The following is a 21,273-nucleotide window of genomic DNA, read 5'->3' on the forward strand; positions in this document are numbered from 1 at the left end:
ATCAGGGATGAGGATATGAAACAAATAGTAGAAAAATATCGTGCGTTAAAACCTACAATCGATTACTTAAGTGATGAAATAGTTATCGCGCAAGCTTGGAAAAAAACGCATGGTTATATCCGTTCGTTTAACTGGTACGCTGACACTTTAGCGCTGGATGTTTCAGCGTTAACCATTGAAGGTAATGCTAAAAAATGGGCAGGGCAGATCAGTCGAGGCAGAAATCTTAAAAAACTTGAGTTAGTGCCAGCGGCAAAAAGTGAAGCTTGGATGTTTGATGATACTGGCTGGCACCCTAAAGACTTTAGCAAGCGAAATAAAAAGTCACCTTTAAGGCCACTTGCTCATTTAACTATTCGTGACCAAACATGGGCTAGTGCTGCCATGCTTTGTTTAGCCGATGCCGTAGAAACAGTACAAGGTAATTGTAGTAATAAAAATCAAAGCTTCGAAATGACGCGAGCGAGTAAAGTTTATAGTTATGGCAATCGCTTAGTTTGTGATTGGAAGAATAAAGACAAAGCTTGGTTTCGTTGGGGTAACAGTGAGACATACCGTAAATTCTTTACGGATTATCAAAATTTTTTAAAGCGTCCTCTTGAGCTAGGCCGTTTAGTTTCTAATCAAGCGTTAGGCTCAGAAAATGTTTTTATAGTAAACCTCGATCTATCTAAATTTTATAACACCATTGATGTTGATGTGCTCATTGAGCGCCTGCAAGATATTTCATCGGGTTTTGGCCACGAAATATGCGATGACTTTTGGGTTGCTTTTAAACGCATAACAAACTGGCAATGGTCGCAAGAAGATATCGATTTAGCTAAAGAGCTTAAGTTAGGAGATATAGAAACAGGGTTACCACAAGGGCTAGTATCTGCTGGTTTTTATGCCAATGCTTACTTAGCTGATTTTGATCAAAAAATCGGTGATAAAATAGGCGGCGTGCTCTCTAAAACAGGCAATATTGTTTTACATGATTATTGTCGTTATGTTGATGATTTACGTCTTGTGATTAGTACTGATGATATAACACCTCAAAAAATAGCAGATGAAATTAACAAGGTAATTGGTAAGCTTTTAATAAAGTTTGGTGGTGATAAGTTAGCACTTAATACAGAAAAAACGAAAGTTACTCATTTATCTGACCTTGATAATAGCGGCAGCATGGCAAATCGTATTGAAATGATCCAAAGTGATTTAAGTGGCCCCGCAGACCGTGATATTTTGGATTCTACAGCGGGTATTTTAGAAAACTTACTTACCATAGAAGATGAAGCCACCCCCGTACTTGGCGACAACCACGCCGATTTAGCTTTACTACAAATATCGAGCTTTGATCATGACATCAGGCCTGATACCTTAAAACGGTTTGCTGCTAACCGATTAGAAAGCATAGTTAGAAGTAAAAGGCGTATTGTTTCTCTTGATGACAAAGAGACAGAACATGAAGGCAGTAATGAATTACTTGCCAAAAAGCTTATTCTGGCATGGATGAAAGATCCGTCACTTGCGTTAGTTTTACGAAAAGCTATTGAAATATATCCTGATGCAGATCTATTTGAACCAGTTTTTAAAGCTATATTTGAGCGAAGTAGTTTTGCTAAGGGTAATCAAGAAAAAGATAAAACTACACAGACTATGATGGATTATTTACTTTCTGATTTATTTAGGTGCGCGAGTGATTTTAACGGTTACTTTCAAGTCATCACTTATCCTGAAAATATAAAACCATTCGCGGTTATTGAGTTGTTAGCGCGTTATGCGCAAAAAGTTATTGCTACTGACGGTTTATTTTCATTTACGGTGAGACAAGCTATGATGTTGTTAGCCGTCACTAATAAACCGGTATTGTTAAATACGGGTGACAATATCCAAAAAGATCTACATTCGATTTTAGTAAATAACCCCCCAGCTTATCAATCACAACGTAGTGCCTTATTCGAAGTGGCAGCACAAATTACTGATAACTTTGATACTTATGCCTCGTTATTTTTGGAACATATTGAAGATTTAACAGAACAGCGTTACGCAGCTCTAGAGCCATTCGCTAAGCGGGGTGGTCCTTTTTGGTTAGCGCTTTGGAAGCAGCTGAATAAAAAGGTTAGCTTTAAAGCTATTGCAAGGCAGATAAAGTGGGCCGCTCCACAAGTATCACTACAACCAAAACCTAGAAAACAACTGCTGTCTAAAGTAATTTGTTCTGACATTAACGGTTTTGAGTTTGAACATGCGTTGATTAAGTTAGCACTTGGCCTTGTTGATGGGGCAGATCGAGATCCTAGCATTGTTGCTAAGTCCCCTAATGAAATAACAGTGAAATTATCTCCGTCGTATAGCTGGGATAAAGTATGGTTAGCAGAAGTTAAAGAAATTGAATGCGAGCTAGCTCCGAGTAAAACTGGTGCAGACCCTAGGTTTGTTATACCTACATGGATCGACACGCAGTCAAGCCAAGATAACGGTATTATTTATTGGGTAGGTACAATACTAAGAGCTTCAGTGTTAGGGGGCGCAGACTTTACTGGTAGCCATTGGAAAGTAGGGGAAACAGTTACCTATAAAGGCCTAAGGACTAGTTGGTACAAACGGCGTATGGGGATGATGCATTCGCCAGAGTCAATTATTGGCGAGTTTGCTACCGTTAGTGGCTGGTTTTCTGATTTATTAATGAGATGCCTGCAATGGCCTGGTTTTGAATCATCTTTTGTTCAACACAAAGATGTTCGGGCCGTTCTTGATTTAGAGTCATTTATTTTATGTCTTAAGGAGCGCTTAGGTTACTTAAATGACTTGATTTGCAAGTCATCATCGTTGCCAGTATTACCTACAGAGGTATATAGACCAAATAACAAAGAAAAATTTAGAATTGTAACGGTACAACAGTTATTACCAAGAACTACTGATTTTAGTGCGGCAGACGTTCAATTAAACAATGAATCATTCAGAGCTAAACATAGAGATCATTTATTAGCGGTATGCCAACTTACCGTAAAAACGTTAGAAGCCAAATTAAAAAGCGATGGTGATGAAAAAAAACCTTCAGCAGATTTGATTGTTTTTCCAGAAGTTTCTGTGCATATCGATGATCAAGACGTAATAAAGCGATTAGCAGATAAAACACAATCAATTGTGTTTGCTGGTTTAGTTTTTACAGATCATAAAGGGAAGTTAGTCAATATAGCTCGTTGGTTCATTCCTGACTATCGAGAAAGTGGCAGGCAGTGGATAATTAGAGATCAAGGTAAAGAAAACATGACTATCCCAGAGAAACAAATGGGGATAACTGGTTTTAGACCTTGTCAGCATATTATTAACGTTCATGGTCACCCTGATGGGCCATTTAGATTAACAGGTGCTATTTGTTACGATGCTACTGATATTAGATTAGCTGCAGACTTAAAAGACAAAACAGATTTGTTTGTTATCACAGCGCATAATAAAGACGTTAATACATTCGATAACATGGCTTCAGCATTGCAATACCACATGTATCAACATGTAGTGATTACCAACATAGGTGAATTTGGCGGTTCAACGATACAAGCGCCGTTTAAAGAGCCCTATGATCGCTTAATTTCGCACGTTCATGGTGTAGGACAAATTGCTATAAGTACCGCTGATATTGATTTGGCAGCGTTTAAACGCAGTTCCAAGAAGTACAAAGAAGTTAAAACTAAGCCGGCGGGAGTTTAGGTGTTGTGAATGTAACCGTTCACCAGCCCCTTATTGACACGATCAATTGATGATCGATAAGGTTTGGTCATATAGCTATTGAACGATCTCTTTTCCATGTGAAAATGGCTTCATGAAAAAGAAAAAACAATTCGAGCACGAGCCGCCTTCGATTGATAATATGTAAGCATTCACCAGAGGGGGATTGACTAAGCTGAGGTTAGTCCAAATACGTCTGGGTAGTCGCATTTACCCACCACGCCCGCAATGATAGTGCTGATCACTGTTATCGGGGATAACTTGCGCTTCTTGCACGTTTCAACGACTGAGAGGATCCGAGATCGAAACTTCTCACCCCTATCTGAACTGGTGCCATAGCAGATCTTGCGCATGATCACGCTGCCACGCAAACAACGCTCGGCTTCGTTATTGGTCAAAGGTGTCCCTGGGTGATTGAGAAAAACCCATAAACCTTGCTCATATTTGAGAATATGCCGGCATCGGCCTGAGTAGCGTGAAGCGGGCACATTTTCCCCGCACTCAAGCCAGCGCTTAATATTGCGCCTTAGTCGTTGCATTCGCCGACGCCACATTATTTCGTCAACGTCACCGGCTTCATATCTATGTTGAGTGCGAAATACGGACTTGAATAGCAATACCAGTCGATTGCCGATACTCGCGGTAAGCCCCTTACCTGAATAATCGGCCATTTGTTGTAAATTACGCTGCACATGGTCAAGGCAAAATTGATGCCGTTCGGGCTCAATCCAGTTGTAGCTGGGACATTGGTCACTCACGACAATCGCTTGGGTATGCTCGCCTAATATCGATTTGGCTGCATCCTTATTACGAAAATATTTCACCTGTTGGAATACGGCATCCTCACTCGATAACAACCAGACCCAGCGGGTATGCTCTTCACCATTACGATTGTGCGTCGTCTCGTCAACATGCACTAATGACGCTTTTTTTATGTGTTGATGCAGAGCTTGGTGTGTCGGCGTCAGCATACTACTGACTCGCCCTTGCGCTTCAGAAATCAGACCGGTAGAGAAATGAGTCCCGTATTGGTCTTGCAGTAAACGTTGAATTTTACGTACGCTCAGGTGATACAAGCCACTGAGCACAGCCACGTAACTGAGCAATCGTGGCCCCATCTGACCATCGGGAGCCTCTTCAGGCAAGGCTCCTTTACTCACTGTGTTGCACTGCTGACAACGCCCGTGAAATAACTGGTATTCAGTTATATCAAGTGCAGGTTTAGGTAATTCAAATACCTGATGACGATAGCTTGGAGTCGGGTTGGCAATGACCTCGCCACCACAATCAGAACAACATGAATCGGGTAAGCAAGCGACTTGCTCATCGGTTGCGCTGAGTTCCGCTAATGGTCTTTTATGCCCCGTATGTCCAGGTTGAGCGCCAACCTTATTTCCACTACGAGGCGTTTGAGCTTTTTTCGCTCAGCCTTATCCGCAGGGGAGTCAGAGGATGGTGATTTGGATGAGTTTCTAGAGCTCAATGCTAGGCGGTCTTCATATTCACGTAACTTTTCCCACAGTTCTTGAATGAGTAAGTTTGCTTTGTTTTCACCGAGTTCAGCAACCGTAGGCGGCTCTGTTGCGAATTGTTTTTTCTTTTTCATGAAGCTATTTTGACACGGCAAAGAGATCGTTCAATAGCGATATGACCAAACCTTATTGATCATCAATTGATCGTGTCAATAAGGGGCTGGTGAACGGTTACCTTTATTTAACGAGAAGCCCTTTTTATCATTGCGTATCGAGATGTATACGGCGCGCTTATCTCCCGGGGATAGACCAATATACTGGTAAATCTTATGAACATCGTCGCGACTGGGTCGAGTCTAGAATACTTGAATTAGCTGATGTTTTTGCAATAGATGTGAGTGCTTATGTGGTGATGTCTAATCATCTGCACCTGGTCTTAAGGGTAGATATCTATGAAGCAAATGCTTGGACGGATAGGGAGGTTGTAGCGCATTGGCATCAATTATTTAAAGGGACGGATATCACTCAAAAGTTTGCTAAGAATGAAGCAATTGAAAACTTCGAAGTTAGCAGTTTAAAACATTCGATAGCACAATATAGAAGCCGATTAAGTGATATATCTTGGTTCATATTGCGAACACTTGGGCAGAAAGCGCAGGCAAGGGGCGGCTAACTGTCATCGATGGCTAGACAGTGCCTAGTCAGACCCCTTTTTTTACTTAAAAATTTATATTTAGAATGAATGGTTAACCGAACTCACGTTCGGTCTTCTTGCTGCTTGCTTATGGGCTTTGGAACAGATATTTTAACTAACTGGAGCCATTATCCAAATTTTAGCTCTTATTTTTCCTAAAGCATGTTTGGCTAGGAAGCTAGAATCCAAAATGTCAGATGCTTAGAGTTCAGAAAACATTATTAAGAGGCAGTAGAAAGAGGAGAACCCCTCCCTTTGAATGATTGCCAGAGTGGGCATTTAAAAATGTTTCTTTAAGTGATTTGAAAGACTATCTAAGTCTTGAAAGATAAAGAACTCGTCAAATCCGTAGAGCCTCAGCTCTTGCTTGAGACAGGCACAGCTATCAGGGTCAATAGCAATATTTTCTACTCGCGCATCTATCCTATGCATATATTCGTCTATTGGTGTTTCATCAGTTCCATGAAGCGTAAAGCAGCCTTGTTGATTGGTGATTCTGTTGTGTGAGAAGGATGCTTCTAGCGCTATAGGTGGTTTATTGCGGTTACCTCCGAGGCTGTTAGGGTTTAAAGGAGCGGGTAAGTAATCATCTAGATCCTTAATTTTTGCCGTGGGGTTATTATCTAAATCATTACAGTTGGCTTTACGTAATCGCATTTCATCTGGGCATATAACTATTTTTTGGCCAATCACGCTTCCATTCAAGGCGTAAGGGTCAATGATCCACACTAATGGGTCGTCGGTGGCTCTATCAGTTCGACCTTCCCATTGAACAATAGCAAAGTAAAGTGCAACTAATGGTGATTTGGTCCAGTCCAACAATCGAGTTGGTAAGCCATGATGTTGCATCAAACCATATAACTCCCAGCTATTTTCTATACGCTGATTCAGCACTTGTTTATAGCTAACAAGAAAGTTATGGCAGTGAGAGCTTTCGCTTTGCAGTTGGTTATCCCAAATGATTTTAGGTTGCAACTTATAGCTTTGTGAGCCCGAACCTCTGTACCAAACGACTCCGCATCTATTAGGCAACTTATCACCTGTAAATCTAGGTAGAGCCTCAATAACCTTTGTTAGATACTCTGAAACAGTTTTTATCATTATCTCAATGCCTTTTGTGCTTTTTAAATATTATACTCAGGTAACTGGCTGAATTGGAAGATAAAGACTTGATATATGAGCAAGGAACTACCTAGCCATCCATAATTATTGATGAATTTTAGAACTGTAAATTAGCTTAAATTGTCACTTAGAGAATTGGAATGGGTAGCGAGATTGACTTGAAGCTAAGAATGGAACCCGGAACAAGTCCGGGAAGACGGGATGACGAGAAGCTAGGTCGATAATGGCTCTCGGTTCTGGCAATAACCTCCTTGTTAAAAGGCCAGTTCGACTTCCATGTCTCTCGCTCAAAACTATCATTTCATGATTCTCGCCCTGCTTCACTCTACCTCCTATATCCCTATAGTCGCGCATAATTGACATCTCCGCCTTGACCCATAGGGATATGGGGAATGTCTGAATGATATCGGGAATATCACTGACCCGTGGCGGTCGAAGACATCTAAACCTAGCTCGTCTTTCCGCCATGCTTGTTGGCCGGAATCTACTTTTTAGAACCTAAAGACAAGAGCTGGATCCCGGAACAAGTCCGGGAAGACAAGAGTAATATAAAAGCCTGGAACAAGTATAAATAGTAGGTAATAGCGAGTCCGGGAAGACAGCATAACAAGAAGCAGATTATCGTTCGCTGTTTTTAGCTGTATATATTATCCAGCTCGCCGTTATTAAGCTTTTTATTGACCGCCTTTAAACATTGCTGCGCATGGCTAATCACCTGTTGCATGTTTTCATAACAACGACGCTCGTTTTTACCGTAGGCAAAAAAGGTCAGAACGACTTGTTGACCCATGCCGCCGGTGTCTGCTTTATCACCGAGCGTTAGGTAACAGGTGGCGGATTGTGATAAACAAATGGCACCCGCACGAAAGCCTACTTTGGTACTGGCAACATGTTGCAGTATATTTTGCATTAGCCAGTCGATGCTTCTCTGTTGACAGTTTTCTTCAATATCGCGGAACAGTATCATTAATCGCGCACTACACTTTTTGGCATAGGGATATTGTTTATCGGGATTGTCTTCAGCTACATTAAAGGTGCAGTCATTGCTTTCCAATAGTGAAGACGAGCTATTGAGCCATTCTACCAGTGAATAAAAAGTATCAGTAAAGGGCCAGTGATTAAAAGGCGTAAAATCTTCCAGGGAGCTACGTATCAGTTTTGGATTTTTCTTGAAATCCATATAAATACTGCTTTCGTCGGTTGTCATCGTCGTCCAAGGATGAGATCTTCCCTCGGTGTGCTCTGTTTGCTTGGCGGTAAAAGCGTCCACTATTTTATCCTTTAATGCTGATATGAGGGTAATGTTAATGCGTTTTAACTAGAGATACAAAATGTATTTTTAGCACTTAAAGACAAAAGTAGTTAAGCGGGTCGATAATTTCTCCTGCATTATTCTACCTTTGTCTATCCATGGACTCGTACCTCTTATATCCCCATAGTCGTGCAAAAATGACCCATAGGGATATGGAGAATGTCTGAATGATATAGGGCATATCACTGACCCGTGGAGGTCAGAGACATTAAGAAAAGGGCCATGAAATCTACACCTAGCTCGTCTTTCCGGCATGCTTGTTAGCCGGAATCCACTTTTTAGACCCTAAAGACAAGAGCTGGATCCCGGAACAAGTCCGGGAAGACAACAAAAGGAGTCGCGCCGATGACATAGCCCCATGTCTTTCCGGCATTCTTGTTGGCCGGAATCTACTTTTGTGAACCTAAAGCCAAGAGCTGGATCCCGGAACGAGTCCGGGTCGATAATTGCTCCATGCATGATCGACATTTCCGCCCTCCGTTGCGGTCGAAGACAATAAGAAAGGCGCCAAGGGCGCCTTTCTATTTAATACTAATTTAAAAATCAGGCAGACGTGCTTGTCATCTGATGTACCAATTGGTGCTAGCTCGCATACTCGACGGCTATCTGGGCTGCTAACTTAGCATTGTTATACACAAGTTCGATGTTTGTTTTCAGGCTGCTACCCTTTGTTTTCTCTGCAACCTTGGCCAGTAAGAAAGGAGTCGACTCTTTACCCGATATGCCTTTGCTGTCCATCTCGGCCACGGCCTCAAGGATCACTTTATCTATCATGCCGCGATCGAGCTGAAACTCTTCAGGGATAGGGTTGGCAATGACAACGCCACCTTTTAAGCCCATCTCCCACTTGGCTTTCATTGCCATGGCGATCTGCTTGGGGGTATCCAGTCTATAATCGACACCAAACTCACTTTCACGGGTGTAGAAAGCGGGTAATGTATCGGTTTGATAGCCGATAACCGGTACGCCCTGAGTCTCTAGATACTCTAGAGTCAGCGCGATATCCAAAATTGATTTAGCGCCTGCACAAATCACTGCCACATCGGTATTGGCTAACTCTTGAAGATCGGCCGAGATATCAAATGTCTGTTGTGCACCACGATGAACACCACCGATACCGCCGGTGGCAAATATTTTGATGCCCGCCATTTGAGCCAAAATCATGGTAGAGGCCACGGTAGTTGCACCATCTATCTGCTTAGCGACAATAAAGGGAATATCACGGCGACTGGTTTTAATGACATCGAAACCTGCCTTGCCTAAATATTCGATCTCATCATGAGTCATGCCCACTTTCAATCGTCCCTTCAAAATGGCTATTGTGGCTGGGATTGCGCCATTATTACGAATAATCTGCTCAACCTTGAAGGCTGTTTCCACATTTTGCGGATACGGCATTCCGTGTGAAATAATCGTAGACTCCAGTGCAACAACTGGCTTTCCGGCTGCAATTGCCGCGGCGACTTCTGGATTAATATCTAGGTACTGCTCTAACATGTTGACTCCTTGATAATTCGATTTACTGATATTTCGGACATATTTGGATTAATGGTCGCAAGGTGTGACAGCGCCACGACTGCTGCGGCCATAGCAAATTTGGTGGATTGCTCTATACCCCATTCCTGGATCCAGCCATGAGCAAGACCGGCAAGAAACGCGTCTCCAGCCCCGTTAGCATTAACCATGGCTATCGGGATGGCAGGAATATGGGCTTGGGCGCCTTCATCACTGTAAAAGACACCATCACTGCCAAGACTGAGGAAGATGCGCTTAACCCCCTGGTTATGGAACCAGTTAGCTAAAGCGGGTAGTTCACTGTAGTCTTCGATGATGATGCCAGAGAGCTGCTCAGCCTCTTTAAGATTGGGTTTTAACGTGTGTACTGAGCTTAAAAACGGCTTGATTTTCTTGGCTTTAACACAAGAAACGGTATCGACAAAGATGGGCCTGTCGGAGAAGTTATTCAGCAGGTATTCCAATGACTCTGCCGATAGGTTTGCATCCAGAATAATAAGATCTGCACGCCTTAACAGCTCCTCTTTCTCCTTAAGCACCTCGACACTTAAACGCTCAAGGATAGCCATGTCATTGATAGCAACATGCATATCGCCGTCGCCATCGAGCACCGAAAGGTAGGTGGAGGTATTGGCATCATTGAGCTGTAAGCAGCCTTTCATATCGATACCGGCTTGCTGGCATTGATTCATGATCATCTGCCCATAAGTATCTTTTCCTATGGCGCTGATTAACCGCGTCTGTGAACCTAACCTGGCTAAGTTCTCGGCGATATTACGCCCGACACCGCCGGGAGAGCAGCTGACACTGCCTGGGTTTGAATCACCCACTTGCAATGAATTTAACGGACGACCAAGAATATCCATATTGGCCCCGCCGATAACCACCGCATAACGGGATTCGGCTAAAATATAACCCTTGCCTCGAATGACCCCTTTATTGGTGAGGTTCATGATATGCCCGGCAACGGAGGAACGGCTTATGCCTAGCTGATCGGCCAAGCTTTGTTGCGCGATAAGTGGATCTTGTTTAAGTAGTGCCAGTATCTCTAGTTCGCGTTCTGTCATCTTTATTATCCAGGTTACACGCCAAACAAACATTTGTTTGGATACCAAACTTAAGTTTAAGCTTGGATGTAAAATAGACTCAATAAAGATAGAGTTCAAGTAAAAGTTGTCATTTCTATGTGAGAAGTGTGATCTCGCGTTAGTTCAGTTACAGCTAAACTGGCATGCAATCACAGTGGGAGAGCGGAGTTCGGCACAATAGGTGAGTGGCTAGTTGGAGAAAGAGAATGATGACGGCTTTGCCTAGAGAAGCAAAGACGGTCAGTAAAGCTGTGACGACGCTTCGCAGTTAGGGCTAAAACGATGCTCACGATGTGAGTGATGTGAGCTAAGAAGTGGTAGAACAGTGATGTCTCGTGTCTCGTCTTTTCGATACGCTTACTTACTGTCATTCCGGCACGCTTGTTGGCCGGAATCCACTTCTTAGAGCTTAAAGCCGAGAGCTGGATCCCGGAACGAGTCCGGGATGACTGCTTAAATTGGAATACGGCAAGAGGAGTAGCAGGACAGCAGCTTCATTTGGAATAGCAGCTAAATTGAGCCGATTTACTGCGATTTTAGCATATCGAGTGCCACGGCTTCAGCAATTTTAATCCCGTCGATACCGGCAGATAAAATCCCTCCAGCATAGCCCGCGCCTTCACCGGCTGGGTATAATCCTTTGGTATTGATGCTCTGATAATCCGCGTTACGTTTGATTTGAACCGGTGATGAAGTGCGTGTTTCTACGCCGGTGAGCATGGCATCATCATGAGCAAATCCGGGGATCTTCTTATTAAACGCGGGTAAGGCTTCACGGATCGCCTCTATGGCAAAATCAGGCAGGCTAGTGCTGAGATCTGCCATGGTGACGCCTGGCTTATATGATGGCACAACCTCTCCATACGGCTTGGATTCAGTCCCTTTCAAGAAATCACCCACTCGTTGTGCTGGGGCTTGGTAAGTGCTGCCCCCCAAGATATAGGCATTACGTTCTAGCTTGCGCTGTAGTGCGATGCCTTGCAGCGGATCGTTATCGAAATCGCTCGGTGAAACACCCACCACAATGGCACTATTGGCATTACGCTCACTGCGTGAATATTGGCTCATGCCATTAGTGACTACGGCTTCGGCCTCTGATGTGGCCGCCACAACAACGCCGCCAGGGCACATACAGAAGCTATATACCGAACGACCACTCTTACAGTGGTGCACCAATTTGTAATCCGCAGCACCTAAAAGCGGATGACCCGCATTACTACCAAAGCGTGCCTGGTCAATCAGTTGTTGTTTGTGTTCAATACGAAAACCTACCGAGAAAGACTGTGCTTCAAGGTAAACGCCTTTATCATGCAACATCTGTATGGTGTCACGTGCACTGTGTCCAATCGCCAAGGTGACATGCTTCGAATCGATGATTTCGCCGCCCCTGAGCGTGACACCAGTCACCTGGTTGTCGACGATATTGATCTCTTCAACCCGGGTTTCAAAACGAATATCACCGCCAAGTTCGATGATTTTTCTGCGCATACGTTCAACCATAGTGACCAGCTTGAACGTGCCAATATGAGGCTTGCTGACGTAAATTATTTCAGCAGGTGCACCCGCAATAACGAATTCTTGTTTCACTTTTAAGCCGAGGAAATTGGGGTCTTTCACTTGGCTGTATAATTTACCGTCAGAAAATGTCCCGGCACCGCCTTCACCAAACTGCACGTTGGATTCGGTATTTAATTCACCTTTACGCCAGAAACGAAAGGTATCTTTGGCGCGTTCATGGACGGATTTACCGCGCTCTAAAATGATGGGGTTGAAGCCCATTTGAGCCAGAATTAACCCGGCAAAAAGACCACAGGGTCCGATGCCAATAATGATGGGGCGTTCTTGTAAATCCGCAGGCGCTTGGGCGACATACTTATAGGTCGTGTCTGGTGATTGTCTCACGAGTTGATCATCTTCAAAGCGCGTTAACACTTGGTCTTCATCGATATTGTCTAAGGTCAAATCAAGGGTGTAAATCAAGGTGATCTTATTACGTTTACGCGCATCATAACCCCGTTTAAAAATATGGATGTCGACAAGCTGCTCTGTCGTGATCGACAGTTTATTAAGCACAAAATTGCGCAATGCATCATCGTCATGATCTAACGGTAATTTGACTTCGTTTAGACGTATCATCGGGTGGTTACCTAACAGGGGATATGGTTCATAATCTATGGCGCGCAGTTTACGTGATTTAGGCCAAAAATGAAATTAAAAAGGCAGCGACTATCAGTCAGATGCACTCTCTGCAGCGGTGAGTCAGCATGGGCTAGGGTGGTAATTAATCCCATCACAGCTAGCTTGAGACGTTGAGTAAAACAGTGACGACGCTTCGCTTGTTAGGGCTAAGACGATGCTCAGTCATGCTGGTATTGTTCCACGAAAGATAGCAAGTATCAGAGCCTACATAGATAGAGCTATTCAAATGACCGAACAACTGGCTGGTAGAACAAACCATCAATGGTTACTACATACAGTCAATATTGAGATCGACAGTAATTTACCGGCGGGCAAATTGGCAATTTTACTGCGTCGATCAGTGGGCTGAGCACTCACCATTCAGGCGAGATAGGCTATTGCTACTCCATACACTTGTTGCCGATAACATTTCGATGGACCTGTAAGGGGTAAACCAAAAAAACACCATAAAATCATAGAGGTTATCAAGGTAAGTGGCAGTATAAAAGATGATGTTCTGTAGTAGAATAACCTTAAGAATAAGCGCTATTACAAAGGACGCCTAGATGTCATTACAGGGCACAGCAAACAACGCCAATGTTTTACAACTACACCGACAACTGGAGCAAGCCGTCACCAAGATGCTCATTGTTCTCGGCAAACATTCACCTGAGGTTATTGGCTTTTCAATCCCTTCCTTTGAAAAGCGCGAGGAAGATGAGCAACCCGAGCAAATTCAGGTTCAACCTGTGGCAGATTTTTCTTTCACCCATACTGCTTTTTCTCAGTGGCTTGCCCCGGTCGGCGCCAACACCCGCTTGGTTAAACGCTATCCTGGTGTGGTTATACTCTCATCTGGCGAACAACAGATTATCCCTCTAATATCTGAAATCAACCGCTTGAAAGATGAGTTTGCCAAAGCTGTTAGGCTTGGCTTCAAAAATCGGCAATCTGCCCACGAAAATCTGCATAAAATAATTCCTGGAATTTTGTTACAGCAGGCCACGAGAAAGATTCATCATCTGGTACAGACGGTATCCAGCGTGAACTTCTATTGGGCACATCGCCCTATGGTTAAAGAGATCACTAAGGAGCAAGCATTAGCAGACATTGACCGCGCCCTCGAATCAAAACGCTATGATCTGACGATGCTAAACAAAACTGAAATTGAACAGCGAACCCAGCATGAAAAGAGTCTTATCTCGCGAATACCTGCAGATGCCAGGATTATCGAACGCAGAATAGCCAGAGTCCAACCCTGTTATGACATATGGATTAAGGCTTCTGGCAGTAAAACAGCGACAAAATTAGGTAGCAAAAATGCGAGCCTGCCCGTTATCATTTTTGGCAAGGTAGGGCGCTACAATGGACTGAGTGATTATTGCCGGCCAGTAGAGAAAAAGCTGGGGCCACAGGAGTCAATTATCGAAAGTGAATTATTGACCCGCAAATCCTGGTTCGTGACCATGCAACCGAAAAAGAAATCGGGTGTACTACTCGGCCATAAATGACAATGATGCTAACTCCGCCTGAACAGAGTCTAGTAGCACTTTAATAAGCTCGTTGTGAAACTCTAGCTCTTTATACATAGTACTCATTCACCAGTTTCAGGCAGGCATACTGTTTTTCCCTCGTCATTCCGGCATGCTTGTTTACTGTCTTTTCGGCACTCTTTTAGGCCGGAATCCAGCCTTTATTTTGGGAGCTAGAAGTGGTGCTCAGAAGTCTGCAAGAGAAGTGGTTGTTATTTAACCTCCTTTGATTTCATTGCTTTGCTGGCTTTATCTCTGCTATTTATTACGAGAGCTCTTTCTAGGACTGTTTCTAGAGAGGTCTCCACTGTCAGTACTATTGCCACATGCGTTTAGTTGCTAATATGCTCCGGTATTTTGTATATCTGAGGTTGTAGATGGAGCTTAGGCGACATGAGGTTACATTTGGTTTTCTTCAAGGGCTGTTTTTTGGTAAAACGGCCAGCTTGTGTGAGCTAGGCTTAACCATTGACGGGAAATTATTCACCTATCCGAGTATTGAACAAGCGGTTGAGGTGAGGGCGGGCTGGTTTACGCAAACTTTGGTATGGGGGGGCAATAAGTTTACCTTTTTCAGGTTTACCCCCAGTAAACCTTTGTTCAAATTTGCCAAGCACAACAGACTTGCGTTTTGTAAGCCAAGTTTACTGGCAGCTTATGATGACTTGCTCGTCGACATTGCCAAGTTCGATAAAGAGTTTAGGCTGCACCAACGCTATTTACGTCATTCAGATAGAGCCCGTTTACACCAAGACTATAGTGGAACCTTGGCATCATTTAAGCAAACTACGCATTTCAAAAAATTAGGTTTCGATGTCACCAAGCTCAATTGTCGACTGGCTAAGTTTATTAAGCAACCGCAGCAGTTTACGGCTAAATACAATCAATGGTGGCAAGATAAGCAGTTAGAGTCTTATCAGACTCTGTTTGATTCGTTAGAGGATAATCCTTTAACACCACTGCAGCGCCAGGCGTGTGTTATCGATGAAAACAACACCCTAGTCATTGCCGGTGCGGGTACAGGTAAAACCAGCACCCTGGCGGCCAAAGCCGCGTATCTGGTCAAACAAGGTTTAGCCAAACCTAATGAAATTTTGATGTTGGCTTATGGCAAAGATGCCATGGTCGAACTTAAACAGCGGGTTGTCGCTATTCCGGGCCTAAACTCGGTAAAAGTGAGTACCTTTCATGGCCTAGGTAAAGAGATTATTCAATCTTACTTGGACGAGTCTAGCCAAGTGTCTGTGCTTGCCAGTGATACTAAAAAGTTTACTCAATTTGTCGATCAGCAGATCGAGGCCATTGTCGCCGACTCTAAAATGGCCGATCCTGTTGCCGATTATTTTGGTCGTTATCTGTATCCCCAAGTCAATGAATTGGACTTTCAAACTCAGGGCCAATATCGCTCATACCTTAAAAATAATGAGATAAGAGCGCTTTCGGGTGACTTGGTGAAGAGCTTTCAAGAGCTCACTATCTGTAATTACCTATTTACTCACGGCATACAATTTCAGTATGAACCTAAGTATCGTCCTGAAAGTGGGGTTTCAGTGAGTGAACCGGGAAAAAGTGTCTATCAGCCTGACTTTTATATTCCGGTACTCGATGCTTATCTGGAGCATTTTGGCATCGATAAACACGGTAATACCCGGCCTGATATCGATAAAATAGCCTATAACCTTAGCCGTGAATGGAAAATTCAGACTCATAAACACCACAACACCTGTTTATTGCAGACTTTTAGTTGGCAAGCCGACTTGGGCGAGCTGGAGCTGCGTTTAGAAGCTCTGTTATGTGAGCGATGTGAGCAGATAGGGCTGGCACAAAACCAGCTGTTTAAGCCTATATCACCTGAAGAGGTGTTTGCTCAGTAAAGGCCTTGGGCGTTTACCGCAATGTCAGTCGGCTTATGTCGAGTTTTCTGTCTCTTTTTAAAGCCTCGAACTTGTCTTTAGCCGATCTTGAGCTGATTAAGGTGACACCAGCTAGTGATAATAAGGGTGATAAAACAAGCGCCCTTTACAATCAAGTCAGGTGGAAGGCCTTTCTGCACCTGTTTAGATGGGTGATAACCCAGTATGAGGCGCACCTTAGCTCGCTTAAGACCTTAGATTTTTCAGATATGATCAGTCAAGGCATTGAGATGACACAAGCGAGTGACTTTCATCAGCAGACGCAAGGTAGATTTCGTTTTAAATACATCATGGTCGATGAGTTCCAGGATATTTCGGCAGAGCGCGCTAAGCTGGTGACTCAGTTACGGGATTCAAGCCCAGGCTGTGCGCTATTTTGTGTCGGCGATGATTGGCAGGCAATTTATCGCTTTACCGGCAGCGACCTTAGGTTAACCACCGAATTTAAGCGGGTATTTGGCGAGACTCGAGTTGTGACCTTAGACAAGACCTTTAGATTTAACGATAGGATTGAGAAGGTCGCATCAAGCTTTATTCAGGCTAACCCGGCACAGCTTAAGAAAACCCTGACCACCCACACTGTGAGTGATAACCCGGAAGTCTGTTTATTGATTAATTCAAAAGAGACCGGGTTAGCGCAAGCTTTCAATAGCATTGTCGAAGCCATTAGCTCTAATGCAGAAGCTAGCTCTAAGTCAACTGCAGGCTTAGACTCTGACTCTGGTCCAGGAAAAGGGAAAGCTGTTGGATCTACAAGCGTGATGCTGATCGGTCGTTTTAAATCTTCATTGAAGGATTTAAGCGTCTGGCAGAAACGTTATTCACAGCTGCAGATCTCAGGTTTTTCGGCCCATGGTTCGAAAGGTAAGCAGGCCGACTTTGTTATCGTGCTCGATGTGAATGATGACAAGTATGGCTTTCCGAGCAAGATAGCTAGCGATCCGATTTTAGAAGCTCTGCTGCCAAAACTTGATGATTATGCCTATACCGAAGAGCGCCGCTTGTTCTATGTCGCCTTGTCCCGAGCTAAGCAGACGGTATTTGTTCAAGCGGAGCTGGGTAAAGAGTCTGTTTTTGTTAAAGAGCTGCTTAAGTTTGCAGCCGATGTTCGCTGTTATCTCAGCGATCTCGCGCCTCTGTATATCGAGTCTTTGTTTTGCCCAGAATGTAAGGAAGGTAAACTCATTCCCATAGAAGGGCGCTACGGCCTCTATTACACTTGCTCATTAGGCAAACATTATTGCGATACTAAGCTAGACGCGTGCACATCCTGTAAAAGCGCCCCTATGCTGCGTAATGATACCCACCATGTTTGTGCGTCCGAAAAGTGTGACCACCAGCTACCAGTTTGCCCTGAGTGTATTTCAGGCAAGCTTATCAAGCGCATCAACAGTAAAAGCGGTAAAGAGTTTTTAGCTTGTAGCCTGCACCGCATGAAAGATGCAAATAGCTGTCAATATACCAGTAGATTGGCGGGTTAAATGAGTTAAAGCAAAGATGACGCTTCGCTGGAAGGGCAATGCCGACACATACTATGTGTGCTGTTAGAGCTAAATCTAAAACTGGATCCCGGAACGAGTCCGGGATGACAAGGAGTCTGGAACTGGTAAGGGTAGAGGATATAGAGGGGAGTAACCTGTGCTTGTCCACTCGGGTAGTAATTTTATTATCGAGTGGCTCTCATTCTCTGTCAGTTTATCCAAGGCAAAGTCTGCCAGCATTGTGACACCGCAGCCGATTCCCCGCAGCACATCTATCAAGTGATGTGAGCCGCGGGGCAAGTCGAGAACATATTAGCTTTAGGCGCAAAAACCAAATTCAATAAACCCAAAGTTGCTGATTAGCCTTATCGTGGTTTGAGGCGATAAATAGCGCCACTGTCGGTGGCAATGAGTAAATTGCCCTGCTCATCTTCGATAATCTGACGTATACGTTGCTTAAGCTCGGTCAGCAGTCTTTGCTCTGAGCTGGCGCGCTCGCCATCGAGCACCACACGATTTAAGTGAGTCAGTTTCAATGCGCCACTGAGTAAATCACCACGCCAGGCGCCGAAGGCGCGTCCGGAGTAAAGCAGTAAACTCGAGGGGGTAAAGACTTTTATTGGCGGTTCCATCCCGGCCTTGAATGTGGCTTCACCGACATTAAATGGCCCCCAATATTCCTTGCCAAATGACACCACAGGCCAGCCATAATTTCCACCAGCCTTTATCAGGTTAATTTCATCGCCCCCCCTGGGTCCATGTTCTATCGCCCACAAGCGCTGGTTTTTAGCATCAAAAGCCAGTCCTTGGGGATTACGATGGCCATAACTGTAGATTGCGTCCAACGCATTATCATCAGTTACGAAGGGATTATCTTGCGGCACTGTGCCATCGAGATTTAGCCGCAAGATGCTGCCGGCGTGGGTGGCCAAATCCTGGCCGTTGGGACGATGACCACGGTCACCGACCGAGAAAAATACATGGCCTTTGTCATCGAAGGCAATGCGTGAGCCAAAGTGGCGGTTGGTGGTCGTTGCCGATTGGGTCACGAGCAGATCTTGCCATTGAATTAAGCTCTGACCCCGGAGCTGAGCACGTGCCAGCGTGGTTCGGCCCTGACCGGCGACAGGTTTTGCATAGGTAAAATATAGCCATTGCTGCTTGCTGTTAGTATTAGAGTCAGTGGGGGCCAAGCTGGATATCGAACAAGCCGCCTTGACCCTTGGCGTAAACCTGTGGCACGCCCTTAATATTGTGGCGCTGCCCAGTGGTAAGGTCCAACTGTATTAATTGACCGCCGCGCTCGGTGACCAAGAGTGTATTCGGCCCGATTAAGACCATGCCCCAGGGGATGCCTAGACCTTCTGCGACCGGATCCAGTACATAGTCTGGGCTGGAACTCGCTTGGCACTCGATGCCAATTAGCGCAGCAATAAAGATTAAAATCATGGATAAATGTTTCATCGTCTAGCCTCACGCCGGGTTTTAGAGAGCTTGCTTATTGCTATCTATAACGCAAGTTTGAGCGAAAAACAAATCGACTAGGGCCAAAACTCTTTGCTAGTAAGTTCTTTCTTTTGGGTAGTTGGACCGCTGAGGCAGTGGTTATACCAGAGTGATGCTTGTTTGGCGGTATAAGATAAGTTCGATGACGTTTACACCTATCTCGTCATTCCGGCATGCTTGTTGACCGGAATCTATTTTCTAGAATCGACATCAAAAGCTAAGAATGGATCCCGGAACGAGCAAGCCCGGGTCGATAATTGCTCTCGGTTCTGGCATCCTGCTTCACTCTACCTCCTATATCCCTATAGTCGCGCATGATCGACATTTCCGCCATCCTTGGCGGTCAGAGACATATGTCCATGACGGTCAGATTGATAATTACTGGTCATTATCTAAGGATCATCTGCCCACGTTCAGGGCCTACTGAGACCATTTTTATTGGTACACCCATCAAGGCTTCGATGCGAAGCACATAGGCTTGTGCGGCTTGGGGTAGGCTGGCAAATGTGCGGCAAGCTGTGATGTCTTCGCTCCAACCTTGCATCTCCTCATAAATAGGCGTTAGGGCTGCGGTTTGAGGCCAGATTGGGTTTTGTGTATGTTCACCGGCGTAGGATACACAGATTTTCAGATCTTTCATGCCAGTTAAGCAGTCAATCTTAGTCAGTGCGATTTCGGTGGCGGCTTGCAGCTCGACACCATTACGGGTCGCGACGGCATCGAAGTAACCCATGTCACGAGGACGCCCGGTTACTGCGCCATATTCATTGGATGCTTCACGGAAGTTATCTTGCTCTTCCATTGCGGTCACTAATGTACCTGTACCCACTGATGAGCTGAATGCTTTTGCCACGGCTATGATCCGCTCCGGGCGTAGCGCCGGTAAACCACTGCCAATGCCAGCATAGGCCGCCGTTACGTTTGAAGAGGTTGTCCATGGGTATTCGCCATAAATTAAGTCGCGCCCGGCACCGAGTTGTGCTTCAAACAACAAGTTAGCCTGGTTGCTTTGCATGACTTTTAGCGGCTCAGTCACATTGCAGATAAATTCACGCCAAGGCGCCGTGACTTCTAATAACCATGCGGTCATCTCTTCGGCGCTTTGACTGAAGTTACAGCTTGGGTAGAGGGCTTTTAATTGTGGCATTTTCCAATCGAGCATAAATTGAATACGCTCAAGCAGCACTTCAGGCTGCATTAACCAGCCGACAAGAATGCCTTTCTTCATGACTCGGTCGCCATAGGCGGGGGCTATACCTTGACGAGTTGAGCCGTAGGCTGCATCGCCCAAACGCTCCTCTTCCAGAGTATCTTCGAGTGCGTGTAGAGGCAGACATAAAGTGGCGCGATCTGAGATGTGTAACTTAACACTCACGCCAGCGGCTTTCACCTCGGCAATCTCTTCGCTTAATGCCGCAGGGCTGATGACCATGCCTGGGCCGAGTACCGCAATACAGTCTGGATTGAATATGCCACTCGGGAGCTGATGTAATTTAAAGGTACCGAAGTCATTGACGACAGTATGACCCGCATTATTACCACCTTGAAAACGAATGCTTGCAGCTGCATCAACGGCAAGAAAATCAACGATACGGCCTTTGCCTTCATCGCCCCAATTGGCACCCACAACAACAATAGACGGCATAACTCACACTCCTGAATAATTAAGAGCCTAGGCTAATCCAATGAGTAGCATATGGAAAATTAATAATTATTATCAATTTGATAAGTAACTCATATATCATATAG

13 protein-coding genes and 1 pseudogene are annotated in these 21,273 nt (G+C 44.6%); 5 read left to right on the plus strand and 9 right to left on the minus strand.

Annotated features, from left to right (window positions below; all coding sequences use genetic code 11):
- Positions 1-15 precede the first annotated feature (15 nt).
- Positions 16-3,693, plus strand: coding sequence for an RNA-directed DNA polymerase (locus KT99_RS02500; protein ID WP_005496676.1), 3,678 nt, complete (start codon positions 16-18; stop codon positions 3,691-3,693).
- A 188-nt stretch (positions 3,694-3,881) separates the two neighbouring features.
- On the opposite strand, the gene KT99_RS02505 is transcribed toward KT99_RS02500, so the two are convergent.
- Positions 3,882-5,317, minus strand: a protein-coding gene (locus tag KT99_RS02505; RefSeq protein WP_086017577.1) for an IS66-like element ISSbe3 family transposase whose coding sequence is annotated in 2 segments (ribosomal slippage) — positions 3,882-5,125 and positions 5,125-5,317 — 1,437 coding nt in all. Because the reading frame shifts where the segments join, the coding sequence is not laid out codon by codon here.
- Between the two features lie 86 nt (positions 5,318-5,403).
- On the opposite strand from KT99_RS02505, the pseudogene KT99_RS02515 reads away from it, so the two are divergent.
- Positions 5,404-5,814 (plus strand): annotated as a pseudogene (locus KT99_RS02515) (transposase); the annotation flags it as partial.
- Positions 5,815-6,156: 342 nt separating this feature from the next.
- Here the strand turns inward: KT99_RS02515 and KT99_RS02520 are convergent.
- The 5 genes from KT99_RS02520 to KT99_RS02540 form a co-directional block, all read right to left on the minus strand.
- Complete coding sequence (locus tag KT99_RS02520; protein WP_005496683.1) at positions 6,157-6,978, minus strand: FRG domain-containing protein; 822 nt, start codon at positions 6,976-6,978, stop codon at positions 6,157-6,159.
- Positions 6,979-7,633: 655 nt separating this feature from the next.
- Positions 7,634-8,269, minus strand: a complete 636-nt coding sequence (locus KT99_RS02525; protein ID WP_005496685.1) for a hypothetical protein — start codon at positions 8,267-8,269, stop codon at positions 7,634-7,636.
- A gap of 624 nt (positions 8,270-8,893) precedes the next feature.
- On the minus strand, positions 8,894-9,808 hold the full coding sequence (locus KT99_RS02530) for a pseudouridine-5'-phosphate glycosidase (protein WP_005496686.1): 915 nt from the start codon (positions 9,806-9,808) through the stop codon (positions 8,894-8,896).
- Complete coding sequence (locus tag KT99_RS02535; RefSeq protein WP_040571516.1) at positions 9,802-10,893, minus strand: PfkB family carbohydrate kinase; 1,092 nt, start codon at positions 10,891-10,893, stop codon at positions 9,802-9,804. Before KT99_RS02535 ends, KT99_RS02530 begins: the two co-directional genes overlap by 7 nt.
- Positions 10,894-11,439: 546 nt before the next feature.
- Positions 11,440-13,050, minus strand: a complete 1,611-nt coding sequence (locus KT99_RS02540) for an NAD(P)/FAD-dependent oxidoreductase (protein WP_005496690.1) — start codon at positions 13,048-13,050, stop codon at positions 11,440-11,442.
- A gap of 608 nt (positions 13,051-13,658) precedes the next feature.
- On the opposite strand from KT99_RS02540, the gene KT99_RS02550 reads away from it, so the two are divergent.
- The 3 genes from KT99_RS02550 to KT99_RS22530 all read left to right on the plus strand — a co-directional run bounded on the left by KT99_RS02550 (position 13,659) and on the right by KT99_RS22530 (position 18,018).
- Entirely contained in the window at positions 13,659-14,603 is a 945-nt protein-coding gene (locus KT99_RS02550) for a DNA replication terminus site-binding protein (RefSeq protein ID WP_005496694.1), read from the plus strand.
- Between the two features lie 398 nt (positions 14,604-15,001).
- On the plus strand, positions 15,002-16,498 hold the full coding sequence (locus tag KT99_RS22525) for a UvrD-helicase domain-containing protein (RefSeq protein WP_005496696.1): 1,497 nt from the start codon (positions 15,002-15,004) through the stop codon (positions 16,496-16,498).
- Between the two features lie 35 nt (positions 16,499-16,533).
- Positions 16,534-18,018, plus strand: a complete 1,485-nt coding sequence (locus KT99_RS22530; RefSeq protein WP_005496697.1) for a UvrD-helicase domain-containing protein — start codon at positions 16,534-16,536, stop codon at positions 18,016-18,018.
- A 365-nt stretch (positions 18,019-18,383) separates the two neighbouring features.
- Here KT99_RS22530 and KT99_RS02560 read toward each other — a convergent pair whose 3' ends face one another.
- The 3 genes from KT99_RS02560 to KT99_RS02565 form a co-directional block, all read right to left on the minus strand.
- Positions 18,384-19,211 (minus strand): PQQ-dependent sugar dehydrogenase, encoded by an 828-nt coding sequence (locus KT99_RS02560; protein WP_005496698.1) that lies wholly within the window; start codon positions 19,209-19,211, stop codon positions 18,384-18,386.
- Positions 19,198-19,482, minus strand: a complete 285-nt coding sequence (locus tag KT99_RS23180) for a PQQ-dependent sugar dehydrogenase (protein WP_005496699.1) — start codon at positions 19,480-19,482, stop codon at positions 19,198-19,200. Before KT99_RS23180 ends, KT99_RS02560 begins: the two co-directional genes overlap by 14 nt.
- A gap of 430 nt (positions 19,483-19,912) precedes the next feature.
- Positions 19,913-21,169, minus strand: coding sequence for an adenylosuccinate synthetase (locus tag KT99_RS02565; protein WP_005496700.1), 1,257 nt, complete (start codon positions 21,167-21,169; stop codon positions 19,913-19,915).
- Positions 21,170-21,273 lie beyond the last annotated feature (104 nt).

It is taken from the genome of Shewanella benthica KT99 (genome assembly GCF_000172075.1).
Classification (GTDB): Bacteria; Pseudomonadota; Gammaproteobacteria; order Enterobacterales; family Shewanellaceae; genus Shewanella; species Shewanella benthica_A.